This is a genomic window from Candidatus Zymogenus saltonus (assembly GCA_016929395.1).
Classification (GTDB): domain Bacteria; phylum Desulfobacterota; class Zymogenia; order Zymogenales; family Zymogenaceae; genus Zymogenus; species Zymogenus saltonus.
On sequence record JAFGIX010000069.1, the window covers coordinates 1 to 22,727 of the forward strand.

Genomic DNA, 22,727 nt, shown 5'->3' on the forward strand with positions numbered 1-22,727 from the left:
TTCAGGCCGGGGGTCCGCTTCGGGACGGAGTCGAGGGTCCTATACATCATGGACTTTTTGATTCCCCTCTACCAGGACGAGAAGAACATCGTCTTTAGTAACATCAAGTACACCCCCAACGACCACGAAGGCTGGGAGGTGAACCTCGGGGCGGGGTACAGGCGCCTCCTCTGGGATGAAAAATTGATCCTGGGGCTGAACGCATACTACGACCAGAGAAGGACAGACTGGGGAACCAACCACGAGCAGTGGGGCTTGGGGCTGGAGGCTATGGCCGATATCCCGCTTGAGTCTTTTAACCTGGGACTGACCGGACGCTTCAACTACTACTATCCCCTCTCCCACACGAAGATCGACGGCCTGGGGACTCCCTACGCCAAGTACGCCCTGTCGGACAGCGGGATCGTCCTTACCGGCGGTCGTGTGGAGGAGCCGATACGCGGCTTCGACTACGAGGCGGGCGTGAGGATACCCTATATCTCCAAATATGTGGAGACGTGGGCCTACGTCGGGGGGTACAACTATCAGGGCCGTCGCGTCAGGGACATCAACGGTTTTATGACGAGGCTGGAGATTATCCCCACCGACTTCATGAGGCTCAACTACGAGTTTCACCACGACAACTACAGCAAGGCCGAGCACTACGGCGAGGTCACGTTCGAGGTCCCCTTCTCCATGGGAAATCTGGTCACGGGCAAGAACCCATTTGAGGGTATCGGGGACGTGTTTACCGGTAGCCGGGAGCTGAAGGCCAGGATGGTCGAGCCTGTGAGGAGGGACGTTGACGTAAAGGTTATTGTCGATGATGACAACGACAACATCCCCGGGGGCGGGGGGGAGATCGAGGACATCGTCTTTGTGAGCGAGACTGGAAGCGACGTCACGGGGGACGGGACGATGGAAAATCCCTACGCCACGCTCTCTTTCGCCCTTGCCAGCGACCCGAGGATTATTGCCGGGACGTGCAGGACGATCCACGTTATGAACAGCTCGACGATCGCGACGGTGGACGAGTCGGTCGCCGGAGTTCTCTCTCTTGACATCGCCGATTTCCTCCTCTGGGGATCGGGGGTAAACCACCCGAAATACCCGGTATCGAACATGCCCTATTCCGGCCACCCGACCGTATTCGGCGACACACTTCATCTCAACGCGGCCAACCCCACCGTAACCGGCCTCGGCTTTGACGCCAACGGCATCAATTACTGCATTGAAATCATAAACGGCTCGGGGGGCACGGGGATAAAGATAACGAACAACACGTTTACACTGACCAACGCCTTAAGCGCCTACGGGATCCGTGCCGATATCGGAGCGGACATCGGCAGTGAGGGGAATCCGATCATCATCGCCAACAACACCTTCGACATCGAGTCGACTGGAGAAAACGCATACGGAATAGGCCTTGCTACGCCGGGCAATATCTTCGCGAAGATTACCAAAAACGACATGTCGAACACGATCGAGGGAGACAGCAATGGCGCCGGCATATATCTTGACGCGTCCGGAGCCATAGGCTCTGCGACAACCCCCCTGATTGTATCGGGAAACCCTATAAATGTCAGGGGTAACACCGGAGATGCGTGGGGTATCCGCATCAATGCCGGAAGCGACATCTTCGCTTATGTTACCGGGAACGACATGTCCAATAGCATCTGGGCGGATACCGAGGCCTACGGGATTTACATTTATTCGAGCTCAGGGGGCCTGGGGTCCGAGGCAAGGCCGATAATAGTAGCCGGAAACCCAATGAAAGTCTATTCCGACATCTTTGGAGCGTGCGGGGCTTACCTATTTGCTAATAGTGATATCTTTGCCGATGTGGTAGAAAATGACATGTCGAACACTATTGAGGCAAGCGAATGGGCTTACGGGGTTTTAATTCGTTCCATCAACGGAAACATAGGATCGGAGACGAAGCCAGTTGTTGTCTCCAAAAATCCGATGACCGTAACGTCCAATATTACAGACGCGTACGGGATTTCCATCGAAGCCAGCGCTGTAGCCCCGAACGGCGACATCTTCGCGGTCGTCACCGAAAATGACATGACGGGTATGGTCAGGGGGAATGATAATGCCTACGGCATTAACTTTCTATCGCCCAACGGAAACGTAGGCTCTGAGACGAGCCCGGTGATAGTCTCCGGGAACCCGATGTTCGTAACGGGCTACAATTCGAACGGGTACGGCATTAACATATGGGCGGGTAACAACCTCTTTGCAGCCATCACCGGAAACTATATGGGAGAGACAGCATCTGGTGGGAGCTCAATCCACGGTGAATTGGAGGCCTACGGCATTCGCCTGCGCGCGGTCAACGGAAGCATGGGATCTGCGGCATGTCCGGTAATCGTCTCGGGGAATCCGGTTTCCGTAAACGCCACAGGCAGCGGCCTGCCCAATGTGAGCGCCTACGGGATCAGGTTAGAGGAAGCGGCGGGAACAGGCATCTTCGCCGCAGTTATAGGAAACGACCTGTCGCACAATATCAGCGCAGAAGACTATGCCTACGGCATCTCCATTTATAACCTCACAAGCGGCATGGGATCTGAGGCATGTCCGGTAATCATCTCCGGGAACCCGATAACCGCAACGTCCGACCCCGGTGAAGCATACGGGATACATCTCCATTCAACTACAGGCAGCTTTGCCGCCATCACCGGAAACGATCTCTCGAACACGATCACGGGGGGCAGCAATGCAACGGGCATTTACCTCCTTTCAACCGCGGGGAGCTTAGGCTCGGAGACGAGACCCGTAATCATCGCGGGTAATCCGATGACCGTGAACTGCCCCTATGCCGGCAGTATCTCGTACGGGATGTATCTTAATGCAAACGGCGCCGGTTCGAACATCTTTGCCAATGTTGTCGGAAACGATATGTCGGGCGGGGTATCCGGAGTTAATAGTGCCTACGGCATTTACATGAGTGCCGATGGCATAGGCTCCGAGTCAAACCCCGTTATCGTCTCGGAGAACCCGATGACCGTAACGGCCGCCCTCACCGCCGTCGGAAGCATTGCACACGGGATTTATTTTAGTTCCGTAAATAACATCTTTTCATCAATAATCGGAAACGACATGTCGAATACGATCACCGCAAATGCTGAGGCCTATGGCATCAGACTTAATTCAGCAGCCGGGAACATAGGGACCGATTTAAGACCGGTGATCATCTCGGGGAACTCGATTACAGCAACGGTCGACACCGGAGTACTCACATCCGATGCCTACGGGATTTGGCTCCAGGCCCCGGCGGCCGCCGCAGGAAACATCTTCGCCAGTATCACAGGAAACGACATGTCCAATACCATCACGGGTGCGGACCACATTTACGGCATGTATATTCTCGGAAACAGCATAGGATCGGCAACAAGTCCCCTCTTTATCTCCGAAAATTTGATTGCCGCAACGTCTACCGGCAACGATGCGTACGGAATCTATATCCAATCGATTAACGACGTCTTCGGCTCAATCACCGGGAACAACATGTTAAATAACATCCGTGGAAGTGGCGGCACATACGGCATTCAATTGTTTTCGACCAGCGGAAGCTTAGGCTCGGCTGCAAGCCCATTATTGATCTCCGGGAATGCGATGTCTGTTACGTCCAGCGCCAATTTGGCTTATGGAACGTATCTCTACGGGGCTCTCGACGTCTTCGCCAACATCAAGCATAACTACATGGATATTGTCTCAACAACCTCTGCAGCATTTGGAGGATACATAATAGGATTCAATTTGATAGGAAACGTCGCGTCCACCCCCACGATATTCTACGACAATTCCGGGATAGTAAACGGAGCCGTCGATCGCTACATGCTGTATCTCGATACGGGCACGGTAGGCGGAGGCAACTACGTGTTATGGGGCGAAAACGGATTTAGGCCTGCCGGCGGCGACGGCACGTGGAGCGGAAACTACGATGTCGGCGAGACCTTGCCCCAACCTCTGGTGGATCAGGACCAGCCGGTTCGTACAGACTTCGGCGCGGGCGATGTTATAACGCCGTAAGCTCTAAGAGTCCTACAACCGGGACAAAGGGGGGCAGGGGGGCAAATCCTGCTCCCCCTTTTTTTCTCCCATCGCCGCCGAGTAATACGACACAAGGCTTCCCACTTGTCTAAGAGCTAAAAGGCAACTTCCATCGCCGCCGTGTGGATACGACACATTCACCCACCCGTTCAAAAAAGCTTAAATTCTATAAACAAACCGTGGAAAACAGGCCAAGTACGGTTGCAATTAGTCTCCAATTCTGGTAGTCTATTCAAAACTCGATTAAGATGCCGCACCATTACTTGCGAGCTTGAACATCTTCTCGGGAAGGGTTATGTATCTAAAGGTGTTTAAATACCATCTGCCGGCGCTGATTATCCTCGGGATTGTCGCCCTGATCGGCTATTATGCCTATCCCCACCTCCCCGACCTGATCCCGACCCACTTCGACATAGCCGGAAACCCGGACCACTACAGCGAAAAGGGGACGTTCGGCCCCCTCTTCTTCGTGATCCTCTTCGCCTTCTTCCTCTTCATCCTTGCGTTCGATCTCTTCTACTTCAGCCGTATGGTTGAGGGGAAGATCATGGCGGCGACGAACTGGGGGATGCAGGGGATAATGGCCGTTATTTACCTCTCCACCATCGCCTATCCCCTTGGGATCATAGACAACTTCCTTGCGGGGATGGCGGCGGGCCTTTTTGCAATGGGGGTCGTCTTTACGTCGCTTTATCTCGGCGCCAAAAGAAGGCTTGACGACGAGGCGATACGCCTCGAATCCTCCCCATATTTCGAGAGGGTGAAGCCCTCCCTTTTGATGAGGCTCATTTTCTTTGTAAGACCCTACCTGCCCAACTACATCATCCAGACGAAAGAGGGGCTGAGGATCCTGGGAACCCTCTACGACCTCAGGCTCAAATGGGACGAGATCGAGGACATAAGGCCGGCAAGCCCTGTAAGGGGATCGTTTTCCTTTGTCAAGCTTTCGACAAAATTCACCGGGGTCGTGGAGATAGTCTTGAGAAACAGGAGATCGAGCGTAATTATCACCCCGGAGGATAGAGAGGCCTTCGTGAAATGTGCGAAAGGTTTTCTCTCGAATGGATAGATGGTCGTTTGAAGAAGTCTATTGTGTAATCTCGCTTTTTGAGACACAGAGTTTTTTCAGGTCAATCAATCATTTTTTAAGAGGAATGAAATGAAGGTCGTAAAATATTTTCTCGCGGGGCTGGGGATCATCTTTCTCCTCCCGGTTCTCCTCATCTCCGTTATGCTGATCTACTGGGATCTTCGCTCCCCGCCCCCCTTCGAGATCGATCCGGTCTTAAAGCTTGAAAACAGGGTGGCCGTTCCCCACGGCGATGATCCCAGGACGCTCCACAAGTCCAACACGGACATGGTCTTCTACAACGGATCGTTTTTCCTTATCCACGCCCGGACGAAGTGGCACCTGGAGGACAAAAACGGGGCCCTCATCGTCCAGAGGTCCAACGATGCCGTAAACTGGGAAGAGGTTGCAAGCATCACCGTCCCGGACACGGACGTAAGGGACCCGAAGTTCGCCGCCATCGATGGCAGGCTCTTCGTCTACTTTCTACCCAACTTCCTATTCGACCCGGAGCCGATGACCACCTACTGGACGGTCAGCGACGACGGGGTCAACTGGGAGACGCCCAAGGAGCTCGATACGATAGCTGTGGTTGACCGCCGCGGGGACAGTACGGCGGGGAAGGTCACGTCCGGCGGGTGGAACCTGTGGAGGCCTAAGACCAAAGACGGGAAGAACTGGTATGTGATGGCCAGCGGCAACAAGAAGAGGGCGGAGGTCGGCGTCGGGTACGGCGGGAAGATCGAGGGGGACGATGTGGAGGACGAGGGAACGACGCATATGATAGTCCTCTTAAGGTCGAGCGACGGTGTCAACTGGGAGGAGGTGTCGGAGGTCTACGTCGCCCGCGGCCTCTTCGAGCCGTGCATGGAGTTTCTGCCGGACGGCCGGATCATCTCGGCAATCCGATGCAGCAGCCTCGGCACCGGCGGGTACGCCTTCGGCAATCCAACGGCGAACACGATCATCGCCGTATCCTCAGAGCCGTATAAGGAGTGGAAGTACTCCTACAGCTTCATAACGAGGCTCGACGGCGCCACGCTCTTCCCCGTTAACGGGAGGATATTCGCCGTGGGGAGAAACCACATGGGCCCGAGGTTTGACATGGGCAATCACCTGGCGACGAAGAGGACCGCCTTCTACGAGGTGAAGGAGAAGGAGCTGGTATTTCTTTTCGACCTTCCCAGCAACGGCGACACATCGTACACCGGCGTGGTCAGGAGGGGCGACTACATCTACGCCAGCTACTACACCTGCCCCGTCGACAAGGACTACCCGTGGGTTGTGGGGGTCTGCTTCTTCCCGAAGACCGAGATTCGGGTGGTCAAGCTCTCCGCCAAGGGATTGCTGGAATACGCCGACAGGGTCGGGGCATCGGGCGGGAGGTAACGCCCTTTTTAAGCTCTCTTATGAGCTGTAAAGAAAGGAGGCTTTAGATATGAAATCGAAGGACAAGATGGCATTTGTCGTGAGAATTCTTATTTCTCTCGTTATAGGCTTTCTGGTGGTCTACCCGACGATAGTCTACGGGAGGCACTTTCTCATCAAATAAGATTATTTGACCTAAAGACCATTGGAAATAGAAAGGGAGTTTTAGATAGATGGAATTTGTCAAATCCAAATTGTGGCTTTCAATAAAAGTCGTCTACTGGACCCTTGTCTTTGCGGCGGCGGGATTCTTCTACTGGCTGATATTCACCACGCTCCTTTAGCAGGGGTGGCCGGTATTTATTCGTGACCCCGCTTTTGCTGCAGGGGGGCTGGACAAAGTTTCACTGGTTTTCCGCTTCCCAAGGGGATGACGCTTTTCCTACAGGAATGATACCTATTCTGCCATTCTTGGTTTGACCGGGAATCCAGAAAAATATCAACTGGATTCCCGCTTCCGCGGGAATGACAGTATATACACTGTTACCGCAGCAGGGGGGAGCGTAAAAAGCTTCTGGATTTACGCTTTCGCTGGGATGACACGATATTCCCTGCTGCGTAAAACGGTGGTGTGAAACGGGTCTATGTTAGTCTTAGGCTTAGTGGATGGGTTTCTATTTCATTGAAAGGGAGAGAGGTTTTGCCCGCCTTGCCGCCCTCCCCGAACGGGAGAACGCTGCACTACCATAAGAAAGCGGCCGACAGATTTGCGATCTACTGCGTCACCCGGTAGGCGCCCCGTCATATTTCCACAGAAAAATATCGTAAAAATATCAAAAAACTTAAAAAATCCTTGACATATTAGAATATATATACTAATATAATAGTACTATTATGGGAAGAAAGGCGAAATTTGGTGGGACCGATTTCCTCGACGCGGCCTTGAAGCTCGTGGCGGAGGGGGGTGTGGGGGCGGCCACGGTGTCCGCCATCGCGGAAGAGCTGAAGGCGCCGATAGGCTCCGTCTACCACAGGTTCCCCACAAAGGAGATACTCCTTGCCGAGCTCTGGCTCAGGAGTGTGGAATCCTTCCAGCACGGATTCTTGGAGGCGTTGGGCCGCCTCGACGGGCTTTCGGCGGCGCTCCACACCCCCCGATGGGTCAGGGAAAATCCGATCGAGGGCAAAGTCCTTTTGGTCCACAGGCGGGAGGAGCTGGTCTCCGGGGATTGGCCCGGGGAGGTCAGGGAAAAAGCGGCGCGCCTCTCCCGGGGGCTGGACGAGGGGATAAGGGATTATGCCCGGCGAACCTTCGGCGACGTTGCGGAGACGTCCATTTTGAAGACGACTTTCGCGCTGATCGACGTCCCCTATTCGGCGACAAAGAGGTATCTTGTGATGGGAAAGATCCCCCCGAAAATGTTAGACAAGATGATAGAAAAGACATTTTACGCCGTTATCGGAGGAAGAGATGAAGATCTATAACGTACACGAGCGAAATTTCAGCGCAGACCTCGAAAAGGTCGGCGCCCTGTTGAATACCCTGGCGGGAGAAGACGACCGACTCTGGCCGAGGGAAAATTGGCCCCCCATGGAGCTTGACGCCCCAGTCGGGGAGGGGGTGAGGGGTGGACACGGGCCGATAAGATATTTTGTGACCGAATACGTCCCCGGAAGGAGGGCTACCTTCGATTTCATCGACCAGGGCCTCTCCGAGGGGCTTAACGGACGCCACCTATTCGAGGTCGTTCCACGCCGGGGGTCGGTACTGCTTCGCCACATCGTTGACGCCGACTGCGACCTGAAGAAATGGCTTAAATGGCAGGTGTTCATCGGCCCCCTTCACGACGCCCTCATGGAGGACGCCCTTGACAACGCCGAGGTGGAGCTGAGCGAAAATCCTAAAAAGCGGTCGAGGTGGAGCCTCTGGGTCAGGTTCCTCCGCAGGATGTTGGCACGAAGGCGCCGGACCTCCTCATAGGCCGCATCGTTAATCTTGTTGTTTAGACGGTTACGGCAAGGGGGCCGAATAGATAATGAAGAGGCCCCCTTGCCTGTCAACGCAATGTATATACGGCGCATCTCACCACAGGCTGAAGGCGTCTCCTTAAACATCAAATAGCTCCAAATCCCTTCATATCCCGCATACTTTAATCAAAATCGGGCGGAGACCTCCCGAAAATCCGTTCCCCTAAAGACTTCCCATTTGGCGATAAGGGTGGTAAAATAATCTGCAAAGAGGATTAATTTACCAAAAAATCGCTAAACTTAAGAACCATATCGAAAAAAATCTGTCTTATCTCTAAAACCAACGAAGTGTGGGAGGTAAACATGAGAAGGATAATTCTGCTTTTTATCATCTCGACTTTTTCATTGTCGATATTGACGTTTTCACCGGTTCAGGCGTTTTCGGAGGAGGAGACGAAGCTTCCCGAGCTTCCGAACAGCTCCGTATCCGTGCCCTGGTCCGATTTCAAGGACCTGATCAAAAAGCTCCTCGTTCCGCCGGAGGAGCCGCCGGAGCCCCCCCTGCCCCCGATTGACTACTCGATATCCGAGTCGCACTACGCCGGCAGGTTGGAGGGGGAGAGCGCGGTCTTCGATGCGGAGTTTGCCGTCGACGTACTTGCCGAGAACAAGTGGATAGAGGTGCCGATACTCTCAAGCAGCCTTGCGGTCTCCGACGTTACCATGGACGGCAAGGGTGTGACGCTGAGGACGTCGGGGAGCTACTATTATCTGATCATGAACAAACCGGGAAGACACATTCTAAAGCTCACGTTTTACAAGCCGGTGGATAAGGGATCGGGGAAGGTGGGCGTCAACGTGCCGATACCGATGGCGCCCGTATCCACGCTGGAGTTTTCCGTGCCCAAGCCTGGGATGGATTTCACGATCGATCCAGCAAATTACAAGAGGACGACGGGTTTGGAGGGATCGACAAGGCTCGAAGCGGCGCTGCCGGTGACAAGCAGCGTCTCCATCTACTGGAGTCCCGCGGTCCCGGAGGAGATATCGGGAGAGCTCAGGGTCATGGCCAAGGTCAATACGCTGATCTCTGTGGGGGAGGGCTTTCTCGGCGGGGTATCGACCATCAACTACGAGATCCTCCACAAATCGATATCCACCTTCTCTTTTCTGGTGCCGAAGGATATTGATATTATTGACGTCAAGGCGGAGGGGATCAGGGACTGGGAGATAACCCCCGAAGGGGAAAAGGTGAAGGTGACCGTCAATATGAGCTTTGAGGTCAGCGGCGACTTCAGCCTGGCGGTAATCTACGAGAAAAACATGGGGGACACCACGGCCCAGGTGGATGTCCCGGAGATAGAGGTCCTCAATATTGTTAGGGAGCAGGGCTTTATGGCGGTTACAAAATCGACGGAGGTAGAGGTGGTCGAGCTAAAGGCCGAGAACCTAAGCCCCCTCGACGTTACGGAGCTCCCCGGGGAGCTGATCTCCGCCACCGAAAACTCGATCCTCTACTCATATAAATACCTGAAACACCCGTTCGGCCTGAGGCTCGACGTCACGAAGAACGAGGACGAGGAGGTTGATACCTGCGTCATCATAAAGGAAGAGCTGACTTCCCTTCTTACCGTCAGGGGGGACCTGGTCACCAGGGCGCGCTTTACCGTGAGGAACACGACCGAGCAGTTCCTGAAGCTCAAGATAGATGAGATGTTTGCAGAGGAGCCTGCGGGGGAGGATACTGCGGATGAAGGATCGGTCGGGGAAGATATGGGAGAGGGAACAACCAAGGTGTGGAGCGCCTTCGTCTCCGATAAGCCGGTAAAGCTTACGAGGGACAGATACGGCAGGGTTTTGATCCCGCTGGACAGGTCGGTCAAGACGGACGGCGGGATGACCTCTTTCGTCGTGGAGATGACCTACAGCACAGAGACGAAGCCGTTCAACAGGATAACGGGCTGGAGGACGTTTTACGCGCCTAAGACCGACTACAGGGTGGGAGAGATGACCTGGACACTATATCTCCCGAAGAAATACGTTTACAGAAACCTCGGGAAGGATATGGAGCTGATATCGGCTCCTGTGATTTTTCCCGTATCCAAGCCGGGCTACGACGACACGGGGGATATGGGAATCTCAACGGGTGAGGGATTTGTGGCCGAAGAAGAGATGTCGATGGAAAAGAAGGAGTATGCCCCCGCCCCGTCGGGGGGGCTCCGGAGCCAGACCGAGATGAACGTAATCAGAGACAGTATCGACACCATAGGGGGCAAATCGGGAAGGAAGCGGGGGGTCCTGCCGGTAAGGGTCGATATCCCATTTTCCGGTTATAAGTTGGACTACAATAAGACGATCGTAAAGAAGGGGGAGGAGTCCATCGTCAAGTTCAGGTTCCAGGGAATGGACGTTAAGAGATGGATCTCCTATATTGAGATACTGGCGTGGGCCACTTTTTTCGCCACCCTGCTGTTCGCCGTCAGGTCTGCGAGAAAGAGGAAGAGGCTCTACATAAATAAGGATAAGTCGATAGCCGTCGCCGTTTCCTTGGGGGTAATAATCCTCTTACACCTTTTTTTCATCCTCGATTTCCACGCGCTCAAGTGGGGTCTGTTTTGGGGGCTGGTTGTCGGGCTTCTCTACTATCTGAACGATATCAGGCACGAGGTCAAAAAGAGGCTGGCCGAAATCAGGAAAGACAAAGCAGAGGGCAAGGATGAAAAGTCCGAGAAGGATGAGTCGAAGAAGAGGCGGACGAAGAAAGATGAAGAATAGGGCTGTAAAGGCGATAGGCCGTTCGGCGGTCTTGCGTTCGGCGGTTTTGATATCTTTCTTCCTTATCCTGTCGCTGGCACTGTTTCCCCTTGCCGGCTCGGCGGTCGCCGCCGGGGAAAAGGGGAAGGCGCCCGATATGCCCAACACCGACATCACCATACCGTGGGATGAGTTCAAGGCGCTGATAGAGAAGTTCTTCGAGGAGGAACCGACCCCGCCCACGCCTCCTCCGGTCGAGCTGTCCGTCAAGGAGGCAAAATACACGGCCGATCTCTCGCCAGATCTTATCACCGTAAACGCCGACCTTGACGTTATCACCTTCGGTGAGGGTTGGCGGGAGCTTCGGGTCATCGGGGACGGGGCCTCCCTCGTCTCGCTTACGGTGGACGGGAAATACGCCCCCACGAAGACGAAGGGCGATTCGGTCTACGTCTATCTGAAGGGGAACGGGGCGGAATCCAAAAGGTACAATGTGGGGGCGCGCTTTTATGTCTTTGCACCGAAGACGCCGGGCCCACACAGTGTAACTTTTTCGGTTCCAGAAGCGGCCGTGGGCACGATAGCGATGGGCTACGACCGCAAGTTAGAGAACGTAGGCATAAACGGGATCGTCACATCGAGGTCGGCTGGAAGGGTAAACGGCGTCTTGAGGGGTGAAGGGGCGATAAAGATAGACTACACCGTGTCAGCGCCGACGGAGGAGAGAGAGGCGGTCAGGAAGAGTAAACCCGAAGAATCTATAGTCCTCTCCGAGGTGATGACGGTGATGGACGTCGAGGAGGAGGCGCTCTTTGTCGACGCCGTCGTTGACTTCGAGGTTCGGGGCGCCCCGACCACCTCATTTGAGATAGGGTTCCCCGATTATCTGGAGCTGATCGACGTCACGGGCGAGGGGGTCTCGGGATGGGAGCTCAACGAGAAGAAGAACGGTCTGAAGGTAAGGATCGGCTACGAGGTCGTCGGAAACTACTCGCTGACGCTCTCCTTCGAGAAAGATTTTCCCGAGGGCACAAAAGAGATCGAGTTTCCGAAGATCGTGCCCTTAAGCGTCAAGCGGGACGCGGGCTACCTTGCCGTGGTATCGGGCGGCGGCTTTGAGATATCGGAGGGAAAGTATGCGAAGATCGCCCCCCAGGATCCCTCGGAGCTTCCAAGCAAGCTCTTGAACCTGAAGGGGCTTTCGCCGGTGCTGTCCTACAGGTACACCAACCCCAACTGGCTGCTGGCGCTTAATGTGGAGAAGGGGGAGCTTCTCCCGGTCCTCTCAGCCAACGCCGATTCGGCGAACGGCGTGGGCGTTGTCACGGCGGACGGAAAAATGGTGTTGAGGACCCACTTCTATATCCGAAACAGGAACCTACAGTACCTTAAGATCACGATTCCGGAAGGAGGGGAGTTCTGGTCGGCGAGGTTAAAGGGAAGGCCGCTCAAGGTATCCGTAGACAGCGAAAAGAAGATACTCGTTCCCCTTCCCCTGACGGTTGAGAGAAATGCCGAGCCATTTTTGGTGGAGACGGTCATCTTCGTCCCCGTGGACGAGTCGGACACCCTGGGAAGGATATTAATCGAGCTTCCCACGCTCAACATCCCCGTCTCGGAGATGATGCTGACCCTCTACCTCCCGGAAAGAAACGATTACGTTCTCTTCGGCGGCGATATGGAGGAGATCGAGTACTTTGAGAGGATCCTTGAAGAAAAGGACACCTCCTCGGCATTTTACCAGAAGAACATCAAGCTTAGGAGGGACGTCTACGAGAGGCAACAGATGCTGGAGGACGTGATCAACAAGGATGAGTCGATCGCCCCCGATTCGTCGACTGGCGAAGACGTTTCGTCCCAGTTTCAGATACCCTTAAGGGGGGAGATCCACCGCTTCGTGAAACTCATCGTGATCTCGGAGAAGAGCCACGTCACGGCGAATTATGTGAACGGTCGCCTCATGGGAGGGATAAAGCTGGCAGTCTTTTTAGCCCTCGCCATCGCGCTTTTTATCGGGGGAAGGAGGTTTGTCAGGGAGATGGGCATCAGGCTTAAAAAGAGCTGATATTCTGAGACGTTAAAATATTCCCTCCTCAAATACGGATCGAATCGGCAAGATATTTAATGGGGGGGTAACGTCTCATTTAAAATTGACTATTGCAGCAATGAAGGGGGGTTTATCTTAGGAGGGAACGGGGACAGCCACAAATCTCAAAAATGCGAAGCGGGCGGAGGCTTGAAACGGCTGACGCCCGTTGTGTTTTTCAGTTGATACAGTTCCGGTTTTTTAAGCCGACCGGGTATTGAAAAAATCGGGAGTATAGCTAAGCGACTGAATGATTTAAGACACCTTTTGATATTTAATTGGGGGATGATGGTTTAAGAAAGGATGGTGGCCTTTTGCTGGGCTGGGACTCTCAACGCAGATCGAGGCTTTCCCAACCCTCGCCTCATTTTTCGCCGGGCCCCCCTTCCCGCCCCCGGCATAATATTCGCCTGCTCTCCTTGAGAAATGGCCCCTAATATAAACTGAGACCCCCCCTCTTTCAATAAAACAACCGACAGCCCAAAAACGGGGGATCAGATAACATGGCCAGACCTGCCCACATGGCCCGACCTTCAGGGACTCACTCCGCCGCCGTCACGCACCTAAACCCGACGTTTCCAAAGCGCGCCTTCAGGTTGGCCGGATGGGCAAGGGAGACCCCGATTTCATCCTCGCCTGTAAGGTAGCTTCCTCCCATCAATGTTTTCAGGGGGTTGGTCAAAAAGGAGAGGGAGTTTATAAAGGGGACGAAGGAGAGAAAACCTGTCTTGCTTTCGTCTATTGTCCACTCCCAGGCGTTTCCGACAACGTCGTAGAGGCCGAACTCGTTGGGGGGGTAGCTCCCCACGGATCTTATCTCCCCCTTTTCTTTTGTGTGGAGCTTTTCGTTGGTGCGGTAGTTGGCCTTTTCGGGATCGATCTCGTCTCCCCAGGGGAATCTTGCAGTGCTATTGCCCCTTGCGGCGGCCTCCCACTGCTTCATGGTGGGGAGGGACTTCCCCTCCCATTTTGCGTAGGCCATCGCCCCCTCCCAGGAGACGGTGACTACCGGGTGGTTTTCGTAGCCCTCGACGACGGAAAAGACGCCCTCCCCGCTGCCTTCGGCACTATTCTTTGTGATCTTGAACTCGGAGCCCTTGTCCGTATTCACCCAGAGGAGCCAGCCTTCCTTTACCTCCGGATATACGGCGTTCAGGAAGCGGGCGAATTTCTCATTCGTCACCTCGAAGGTGTCGATGTAGAAGGGATCGAGCTCGACGATCTTCTCTTTATCGGGATCGCCGCAGCTCATTGTGTAGCTCCCGCCGGGGATCAGCGCCATTGATTCGGCGTCAGGCGCAGGGGCGGCCGTGTCTTGAAAGGCGAAGGAGTATGAGAAAAGAAGAAGCGGTAAAAATATAAGGCCGAAAATTTTTATATATCTCTCCATGGATTCCCTCCTGAAATTCGATATTATATATATACAGGTTCCTTTCGGATTTTACAAGCTTTTTCATTTTTTTGTTGACTTATTTACAATCCACCATAAAATCGATGCTATGAAGGTTCAGGTCTTGGGATCGGGGACGATCGTCCCCTCGGCTTTCCGGTCGGCGGCCGCCTATGCGGTGACGATAGGAGAACGAACGATTCTTCTCGACATGGGGCCGGGGCTCTTGAGGAGGATGGCCGAGGCGGGGATAGAGATCAACGGTGTGGACATGGTCTTTTTAAGCCACTTCCACCCGGATCATATCGGCGACTTCGTCCCTTTCGTATTCGCATCGAAATACCAGATCGGCCCGGCGAGGGAGAAAGACCTCACGATCCTGGCGGGCGTCGGGTTCGGCGAATTATACAACGGGCTGGTCGAGGTGTACGGGAAGTGGATTATTCCGGAGAGCTATGAGATACATATAGAGGAGATGGGGGTGGAGGTAAGGGAGTTCGACCGTTTTTCCGTATCGACGACGAGGACGAACCACAATCCTGAAAGCATAGCGGTGAGGATTGATTCGGAGGGGCGGTCCCTCGTCTACACCGGAGACACCGACCTGTCCGAGAGCCTGATAGAGATCTCCGAGGGGGCGGATCTCCTTATCATCGAAACCTCCTTCCCGGACGGCATGAAGGTGCCGGGGCACCTGACGCCCGGCGAGGCGGCCGGGATCGCGGCCAGGGCGAAAGTGAAGAGGGTCATGCCGACCCATTTCTACCCGCCGATGGAGGATGTTGATTTGGCAGGCGCCTTCGGCGGGAGCTTTGAAGGGGAGGTGATCAGGCCCCGAGACCTGATGGTCATAGACATCTGACCTTTATATACTAAGTTTTTAAAACCGATGAAATATCGATTTTGCATATTAAATATCCCGGATTTTCCCTTTGGAGCTGCGATTCTCCCCCTTTTTCCACCTTTTCGTCTAAATAGCTTGTCAAGACCTTACTAATTGATATAATAGATACTTTAAATATTGGATAATGTTGTTTAAGCACCGGTTTTTCCAAGGTTAAAGAGGGGGTCTTTAAGTGCTTTTCCTGACGCTTCTCGTCCTTTCCATAGCGCCCGGGATATCGATACTCTGGTACGTCTACAACAAGGACAAGTACGAGAAGGAACCTAAAAAGCTTGTCGTTAAGACATTCATTTTGGGCGCCTGTTTTACCATACCGGCGGGGCTTCTGGAGGTTGCAATCCAGTCGATTACCGGGATAAGGATGGAGGGGAGTCTCGTACAGGGATTTATAGGGGCCTTCTTCTTCGTGGCTCCCATAGAGGAGTACGCCAAATACCTCGCGATAAGGATAAAGGCGTTTAGGTCAAGCGAGATGAACGAGGTTATGGACGGGATAGTCTACGGGGTCGCGGCGGCTATGGGATTTGCGACCCTGGAGAATATCGCATACGTGTTTCAGCACGGGATCGGAACGGGGGTGATGAGAGCCTTTCTCTCTGTTCCGGGCCACGGGATAGAGGGGGCCATCATCGGCTATTACCTCGGTCTGGGGAAGTTCAACCCAAAATCACTGAGAAGAAATACTCTAACCGGCCTGACAATCGCCATTTTCTTCCACGGGACGTTCGACTTCTTCGCATTTTCCGGGTCCGCCCTGGCGATATTTATAATCCCCCTTATCTTCTTCATGTACCTGTCGTTCAGAAAGAGGGTCCGTCTCGCCCTGAAGAATTCCCGATTCAGGGACGGCAGGGACACGGAGGAGTTCCCGACGAAGGTGATAAAGATGACCACAAAGGGCGTTGTCAAGATTATTTTCGGGATCTTTTTTATATCATTTTCGGCTCTCATCCTGATCGGCTCCATCGCCGCCGCATCCGAGGGGGATTGGGACGCGGCGGAGTACGGCTTTTCGATATTCTTTACCGTTATCCCCACCGTGGTCGGGACTTTGCTTATTTTTTCCTCGAGGAAGGACAGGGTGGAGGCTTGAGCCGCGGCCGGGGGTCTTTTAAGCTTTTAGCGCTCCGAACCATTCTGAGATTGTTAAAGAGAAGCGGTTTTTTACAATATAGATTTGTATCATATGAAAAATTTTAAAAAAAATGTAAATAGCTCTATGTTAGACGCGCTTTTCAGAACAGGTTTTAAAACGCTATTGATCCTGATTTCGGCCGTCTTTCTGTCCGCCTGCATGGTGCTCCCGGGGCGGGTTTCTGGAAACGCAATCGTCTCGGAGAGATACGACTTCAGCCTGGATATCCCGGACTGTGACTTCGAGGCGAAATATGCAAAGGATATCCCCCTTATCTTCATCAATCCCGAGACGGGGGCGACCGTCACCGTCACGGTGTCCGATGACGTTTACGGCGGCAAGATGAGCGGTGATGGAGATTTGGCTCTCGAGTACATTGCGAGGGGGCTCTTCCTCTACGTAAAAAATAAAAAGTATATCGAGTCCCGAAAGTCGACCCTGGGGGGGGACGAGGCCTGGCATCTCAAGCTTTCGGGGGAGTTTAAGGAGGTGCCCCTAATATTTTCAACATACGTTTCAAGGCACAACAAAAAAATATACGACGTGACCCTCTTTTCCTCCCCTGAGGATTTTGATAGCTCATACGTTTTATTTACGAAGATTGTAGACAGCTTCAAGTTTAAGGACTGAAGGGTTAAATGAAGGAATTTTTTGAGACATTGGGAAAGTGGTTCATAAAGGCCATGCTCTACCTCGAGGGAACTACAAGGCTCACCTTGGAGGCGGGGAAGGTGCTCTTGACTCCCCCCTTGAATCTCCGCTCGGCCGTCGACCAGATCGAATATATAGGGATAAAGTCGATGCTGATCGCCCTCATAACGGCGCTCTTTACGGGGGCGGTAATGGCGCTGCAGATGGCCTTTGCGCTTAAGAGGTTCGGGGCGGCCGATTTTGCCGCAAACGTCCTGGCCGTGTCGCTGGTCAGGGAGCTGGGTCCCGTCCTCACGGGGCTTTTAGTGGGAGGAAGGGTGGGCGCCGGGATCACCGCGGAGGTGGGCTCCATGCAGGTGACCGAGCAGATAGACGCGATAAAGGCGCTGGGGGCCGATCCGGTAAGGGAGCTCGTGGTCCCCAAGACCTTGGCCTGCATGATAGTCCTTCCCATCCTTACGGTATACGCCGATATCGTGGGAATTCTCTCCGGGATGGTCGTTACCGTAATAGAGCTGGGGGTGGAGCCGGTCAAGTATCTTGATCAGGTCGTCAATGTGCTGACGATAAGCGACTTTATCGGCGGGCTTGGGAAATCCTTCTTCTTCGGAATAATAATAGGGATCGTCGGGTGCTACCGCGGCTTCACAACCACCGGCGGGACCGTGGGAGTCGGAGTTGCCACGACATCTTCGGTCGTAACGATCTCCCTGTCGATACTTGTGGCGGACTTCTTTCTAACGAAATTATTTATGCTCCTGTTTTAGCGGAGAAGAAATGTCGTTTATAGTCTACAGAGGAATAGAGAAGGCGTTCGATGAGAAGGTTATATACCGGGGGCTCGACCTCTCCATCAACAGAGGGGAAACGATAACCATAATCGGCGGCAGCGGATCGGGCAAGAGCGTGCTGCTCAAGATGATGATAGGCCTGATAATGCCGGACAGGGGGGAGATAATTGTCGACAAGACGAACATCGTCGAACTCTCAAAGGAGGAGCTCGTAAAGGTGCGGAGCAGGATAGGGATGCTATTTCAGGGGGGCGCTCTCTTCGATTCGATAAACGTCGGGGAGAACGTTGCCTACGGCCTAAAGATGCACACGGAGATGTCGGATAAGAAGATAGAAAAGAAGGTCTCCCGCTGTCTTGAAATGGTGGGGCTTTCCGGAATCGAGGGGATGATGCCGGTAGACCTGTCGGGGGGGATGAAAAAGAGGGTGGCCTTGGCCCGCGCCATCGCCTACGACCCGGAGATCATCCTCTACGACGAGCCCACGACGGGGCTCGACCCGACAAATGCAAACAGGATCAACAACCTGATAATAGAGATGCAAAAACTGCTCAAGGTGACGTCTGTTGTGGTAACCCACGATATGAACTCGGCCTTTTCCGTCTCCGACAGGATGGCCATGCTCTACAGGGGAAAGATAGAGGTCGTGGGGACGACAAATGAAATCAAAAAGTCGAAAGAACCGCTGGTCAACGACTTTATTCGTGGAAATATTGGAGAGCTCTAAAGGAGGCTTCTTATGGCAAAGAAGACTATACAGGAAATAAGGGTGGGTCTGTTTATCTTCGTGGGCCTTGCCCTCGCGTTCATCTTGGTTTTTTCCATCGGGAGCGAAAAACACCTCTTCGAGGAACAATACACCCTTTACGCCCACTTCAAGGACGTGGGGGGGCTGAGGGCCGGGGCCCCGGTGAGGCTCGCCGGGGTGGATGTGGGCACCGTTTCGGTGGTGTCGTTTCCGACAGATCTCGAAAAGAAACTGATAGACGTTGAGCTAAAGATAAATACGGACGTGAAAAAGAGGATAAGGGCCGACAGCGTGGCCAGCATAAAGACGAAGGGGGTTCTGGGGGATAAATACATCGCTGTTACCATGGGGAGTCCCGCTGAAAAGATGTTGACGAACGGCGAGCGTCTTGAGTCGGAAGAATCGGTGGAGCTCTTCAACTATCTGGAGCGCGCGGACAAGATCGTAGACAACACGCTTTCCATCACCGAGTCCCTGGACACGTTTCTCAAACCGATCAAGGACAAGAAATCGGGTGAAAACGTCGCCAGAATACTCAAATCGGCCGATGAAATCGTAACCGAGGTAAAGGAAGGGGAGGGATCGCTCCACACCATCATATACGGGGGGAAGGAAGAGACGGCCGATACCATAAGCAACCTCGATGCCTCCCTGGTAAGCCTAAGGAGCATACTGGAGAAGGTGGACAAGGGTGAGGGGACTCTCGGGGCGCTTGTAAATGACCCGACCGCCTACGAGGATCTGAAGATACTCCTGGGGGGGGCGAACCGGAGCAAGGTGATCAAGTCCGTTGTGAATTACAGCATTCAGAAGAAGAAAAGGGAAATAGAAAGGGAGGAGAAAAAGGATAAATGACGGCAGATATTTTAAAGGGGAGGGCCTTTGTGTTCGGTGACGACATCTCCACCGACCACATCGCCCCCGGAAGACATTTCCATTTAAGGTCAAACCTCCCGGAGCTCGCAAAGCACGTTTTGGAGGACGTGTACCCCGGTTTCCATGAAAAGATCTCCACCGGCGACTTCATCGTTGCCGGAAACAACTTCGGCCTCGGGTCTTCCAGAGAGCACGCCCCGAGGATAATCAAACTTGCCGGGGTGGGGGCGGTGATCGCCAAGTCGTTTGCCAGGATATTTTTCAGAAACGCCATAAACGTGGGGCTCCCCGTGATTATGGCCGATACGGGAAACATCAAGGAGGGGGATGAGATCGAGGTGGACCTTAACAGCGGGATCGTAAGGGACATAACGGTCGGTTTCGAGCTCGAGTTCCCGCCCCTTCCCGATGTCATGCAGACGATCCTGAGAGACGGCGGGCTGGTCGACCATATAAACAAGCACGGGGATATCAAGACCGGATAGGGATAGGATTTTTTGTCGGGCGGGGTTTGCGATCTTATCCAAGATGGCTGTCGGGTTTCCTGTTTTTATAAATTTAAAAGAACAACGCTGCAGAAAGGACGAAGCACAGTATGTCCAAGACCTATTTCAATTTGCCCCCATTGGGAGGCAAAATAGAGATTACTACCGACGGGGACCTTATCGTCCCCGATGACCCGATCATACCTTATATTGAGGGGGACGGCATCGGCCCCGACATATGGAAGGCCGCGGTCCTCGTGTTCGACGAGGCGGTGATGCTCGCCTACAAGGGCGACAGGGAGATTAAGTGGTTCGAGGTATTGGCCGGGGAAAAGGCCAACGAGCACTGCGGGGAGTGGCTGCCGCAGGAGACCTTCGATGCCATAGAGAAGTATCGGGTGGCGATAAAGGGCCCACTGACCACTCCAATCGGCGGCGGGATAAGGAGCCTTAACGTGACGCTGCGCCAAAAGCTCGACCTCTACGCATGCATCAGGCCGGTCAAGTATATCCCAGGGGTGCCGTCGCCCGTCAAGGAGCCGGAAAAGGTGGACATGATCATCTTCAGGGAAAATATGGAGGACGTCTACGCCGGGATAGAGTGGAGCGGCTCCTCGGATGAGGCGAAGAGGCTTATATCGATCCTCGACAAGAGCTTCGGCGTCAAGATCCCGGAAGGCTCCGGCGTAGGGATAAAGCCTATCAGCGAGGGGGGCACCAAACGCCTTGTGAGAAGGGCCATTAAGTACGCCCTCGAAAATGATAAAGAGAGCGTGACCCTGGTCCACAAGGGGAACATCATGAAGTTCACCGAGGGCGCCTTTCGGGACTGGGGCTACGAGCTGGCAAAAGAGGAGTTCGACGACGTGACGGTAACAGAGTCGGAGCTCGACGGCGAGCTTCCCCCGGGGAAGGTTCTCATCAAGGACAGGATAGCGGACGCGATGTTTCAGCAGGTCCTCCTGAGGCCCTCCGAATACTCAGTTATAGCGACCCCGAACCTCAACGGCGACTACCTCTCCGACGCCCTGGCGGCCCAGATAGGGGGCCTTGGGATGGCGCCGGGGGGAAACGTGGGCGACCGGTGCGCCCTCTTCGAGGCGACCCACGGAACCGCCCCGAAGTACGCAGGCCAGGACAAGGTTAATCCCGGCTCCCTCATCCTGTCGGGCGCTTTAATGCTCGATCATATGGGATGGACGGAGGCGGCCGAGAAGATCCACGCGGCCATTTCGAAGACGATCTCCCAGAAGAGGGTCACCTACGACCTGGAGAGACAGATGTACGGCGCGACCCTCCATTCCTGCTCCGGCTTTGCGGAGACGATCGTAGAGAACATGGCGGAATAGTAGACTTTTGTCCTTTGGATTGTGTTGTGTATTGCAGCCGGAAAGCGGATGAGAAGAGGGCGGATTACGCCTCGTGGGAGAAATTATTGAGTCGCCGTCCCGTTTTGGATGCAGGGAGGGACGGGGGAGTGGGAATTTGTAATGGAAAATCTTTATCGTATATAACGGGGAGGACAAATTGCCTCGAAGACCTAAAATAGCGGTGGTAGGCGCCGGAAACGTGGGGCAGTCGGCCGCCCTCTTCATCGCCGAAAAGGAGCTGGGCGACGTCGTCCTCGTCGACATCGTCCCCGATATGCCGAGGGGGAAGGCGCTCGATATCCTCGAGGGCGCCCCTGTTGGATATTTCGACGTCGATGTCAGGGGGGAGAGCGATATGGGGGCTATCTCCGGCGCCGATCTTGTGATCGTCACTGCCGGCTCCGCCAGAAAGCCGGGCATGACGAGGGACGACCTCCTGGAGGTCAACGTCAAGGTGGTCAAGTCGATCGCCGAAAATATCAAAAAACACGCCCCGGAGGCGTTCGTAATCGTGGTGACCAATCCGTTGGATGTCATGGCCTGGGTGACAAAGGAGGTGACCGGCTTTGACCGGAGACGCGTCGTAGGGATGGCGGGGGTCCTTGACGGTTCGAGGTTCTCCGCCTTTATCGCAGAGGAGCTTAACGTCTCGGTGAAGGACGTTTCCGCGATGGTGATGGGGGGGCACGGCGACTCGATGGTGCCTATCGTCAGCTGCGCCTCGGTTTCGGGAATCCCAATAACTGAGCTTCTCCCCAGGGAGAAGATAGATAAGCTGATCGAGCGCACCCGCTTTGCCGGGGGGGAGATAGTGAAGCTTCTGGGGACGGGAAGCGCCTACGTATCCCCTGCCGCGTCTGCCGTGATGATGGCGGAGGCCTGCCTGAGGGATCAGAGGCGGATCGTCGCCGCCTCGGCCTGCCTCGAGGGTGAGTACGGGATCTCCGGGATATATCTCGGCGTTCCGGTAAAGTTGTCAGGTTTGGGTGTCGAGGGCATCATCGAAATAAAGCTGACGGATAAGGAAAGGGAGATGCTTGCCGCCTCCGCCGAAGCGGTGAGGGACGAGATCAAGAAGGTAAAGCTGTGAGGGCAAT

At 54.2% G+C, this 22,727-nt stretch carries 17 protein-coding genes; 16 read left to right on the top strand and 1 reads right to left on the bottom strand.

Annotated elements, in window-relative coordinates:
• The 7 genes from JW984_13260 to JW984_13290 form a co-directional block, all read left to right on the top strand.
• Window positions 1-4,014, top strand: a 4,014-nt coding sequence (locus JW984_13260; protein ID MBN1574159.1) for an inverse autotransporter beta domain-containing protein, incomplete at its 5' end; no start/stop codon positions are given.
• Between the two features lie 316 nt (window positions 4,015-4,330).
• Window positions 4,331-5,104, top strand: a complete 774-nt coding sequence (locus tag JW984_13265; GenBank protein MBN1574160.1) for a DUF1648 domain-containing protein — start codon at window positions 4,331-4,333, stop codon at window positions 5,102-5,104.
• A 90-nt stretch (window positions 5,105-5,194) separates the two neighbouring features.
• Window positions 5,195-6,493: an exo-alpha-sialidase gene (locus JW984_13270; GenBank protein ID MBN1574161.1), complete on the top strand. Its 1,299-nt coding sequence runs from the start codon at window positions 5,195-5,197 to the stop codon at window positions 6,491-6,493.
• Window positions 6,494-7,366: 873 nt separating this feature from the next.
• Window positions 7,367-7,957: a helix-turn-helix transcriptional regulator gene (locus JW984_13275; GenBank protein ID MBN1574162.1), complete on the top strand. Its 591-nt coding sequence runs from the start codon at window positions 7,367-7,369 to the stop codon at window positions 7,955-7,957.
• Entirely contained in the window at window positions 7,944-8,453 is a 510-nt protein-coding gene (locus JW984_13280) for an SRPBCC family protein (protein ID MBN1574163.1), read from the top strand. The genes JW984_13275 and JW984_13280 overlap by 14 nt, the downstream gene beginning before the upstream one ends.
• 350 nt (window positions 8,454-8,803) lie before the next feature.
• Complete coding sequence (locus JW984_13285; protein MBN1574164.1) at window positions 8,804-11,215, top strand: hypothetical protein; 2,412 nt, start codon at window positions 8,804-8,806, stop codon at window positions 11,213-11,215.
• Complete coding sequence (locus JW984_13290) at window positions 11,205-13,259, top strand: hypothetical protein (protein MBN1574165.1); 2,055 nt, start codon at window positions 11,205-11,207, stop codon at window positions 13,257-13,259. The genes JW984_13285 and JW984_13290 overlap by 11 nt, the downstream gene beginning before the upstream one ends.
• A gap of 562 nt (window positions 13,260-13,821) precedes the next feature.
• Here JW984_13290 and JW984_13295 read toward each other — a convergent pair.
• Window positions 13,822-14,670: an SUMF1/EgtB/PvdO family nonheme iron enzyme gene (locus JW984_13295; GenBank protein ID MBN1574166.1), complete on the bottom strand. Its 849-nt coding sequence runs from the start codon at window positions 14,668-14,670 to the stop codon at window positions 13,822-13,824.
• A 109-nt stretch (window positions 14,671-14,779) separates the two neighbouring features.
• On the opposite strand from JW984_13295, the gene JW984_13300 reads away from it, so the two are divergent.
• From JW984_13300 to mdh, 9 genes are all read left to right on the top strand, one after another.
• Window positions 14,780-15,532, top strand: a complete 753-nt coding sequence (locus JW984_13300; GenBank protein ID MBN1574167.1) for an MBL fold metallo-hydrolase — start codon at window positions 14,780-14,782, stop codon at window positions 15,530-15,532.
• A gap of 214 nt (window positions 15,533-15,746) precedes the next feature.
• Window positions 15,747-16,667 (top strand): PrsW family intramembrane metalloprotease, encoded by a 921-nt coding sequence (locus tag JW984_13305; protein ID MBN1574168.1) that lies wholly within the window; start codon window positions 15,747-15,749, stop codon window positions 16,665-16,667.
• A gap of 126 nt (window positions 16,668-16,793) precedes the next feature.
• Window positions 16,794-17,339, top strand: coding sequence for a hypothetical protein (locus tag JW984_13310; GenBank protein ID MBN1574169.1), 546 nt, complete (start codon window positions 16,794-16,796; stop codon window positions 17,337-17,339).
• Window positions 17,340-17,347: 8 nt separating this feature from the next.
• Window positions 17,348-18,127 (top strand): ABC transporter permease, encoded by a 780-nt coding sequence (locus JW984_13315; protein ID MBN1574170.1) that lies wholly within the window; start codon window positions 17,348-17,350, stop codon window positions 18,125-18,127.
• A 10-nt stretch (window positions 18,128-18,137) separates the two neighbouring features.
• The gene (locus JW984_13320) at window positions 18,138-18,878 is read left to right on the top strand and encodes an ABC transporter ATP-binding protein (GenBank protein ID MBN1574171.1); all 741 of its coding nucleotides are present in this window, start codon (window positions 18,138-18,140) and stop codon (window positions 18,876-18,878) included.
• Between the two features lie 12 nt (window positions 18,879-18,890).
• Window positions 18,891-19,754 (top strand): MCE family protein, encoded by an 864-nt coding sequence (locus tag JW984_13325; protein MBN1574172.1) that lies wholly within the window; start codon window positions 18,891-18,893, stop codon window positions 19,752-19,754.
• Window positions 19,755-19,762: 8 nt separating this feature from the next.
• Window positions 19,763-20,260, top strand: coding sequence for a 3-isopropylmalate dehydratase small subunit (locus JW984_13330; protein ID MBN1574173.1), 498 nt, complete (start codon window positions 19,763-19,765; stop codon window positions 20,258-20,260).
• A gap of 110 nt (window positions 20,261-20,370) precedes the next feature.
• Window positions 20,371-21,609 (top strand): isocitrate dehydrogenase (NADP(+)), encoded by a 1,239-nt coding sequence (icd, locus tag JW984_13335; protein ID MBN1574174.1) that lies wholly within the window; start codon window positions 20,371-20,373, stop codon window positions 21,607-21,609.
• 178 nt (window positions 21,610-21,787) lie between these two features.
• Window positions 21,788-22,720 (top strand): malate dehydrogenase, encoded by a 933-nt coding sequence (gene mdh, locus JW984_13340; GenBank protein ID MBN1574175.1) that lies wholly within the window; start codon window positions 21,788-21,790, stop codon window positions 22,718-22,720.
• Window positions 22,721-22,727: the final 7 nt, after the last annotated feature.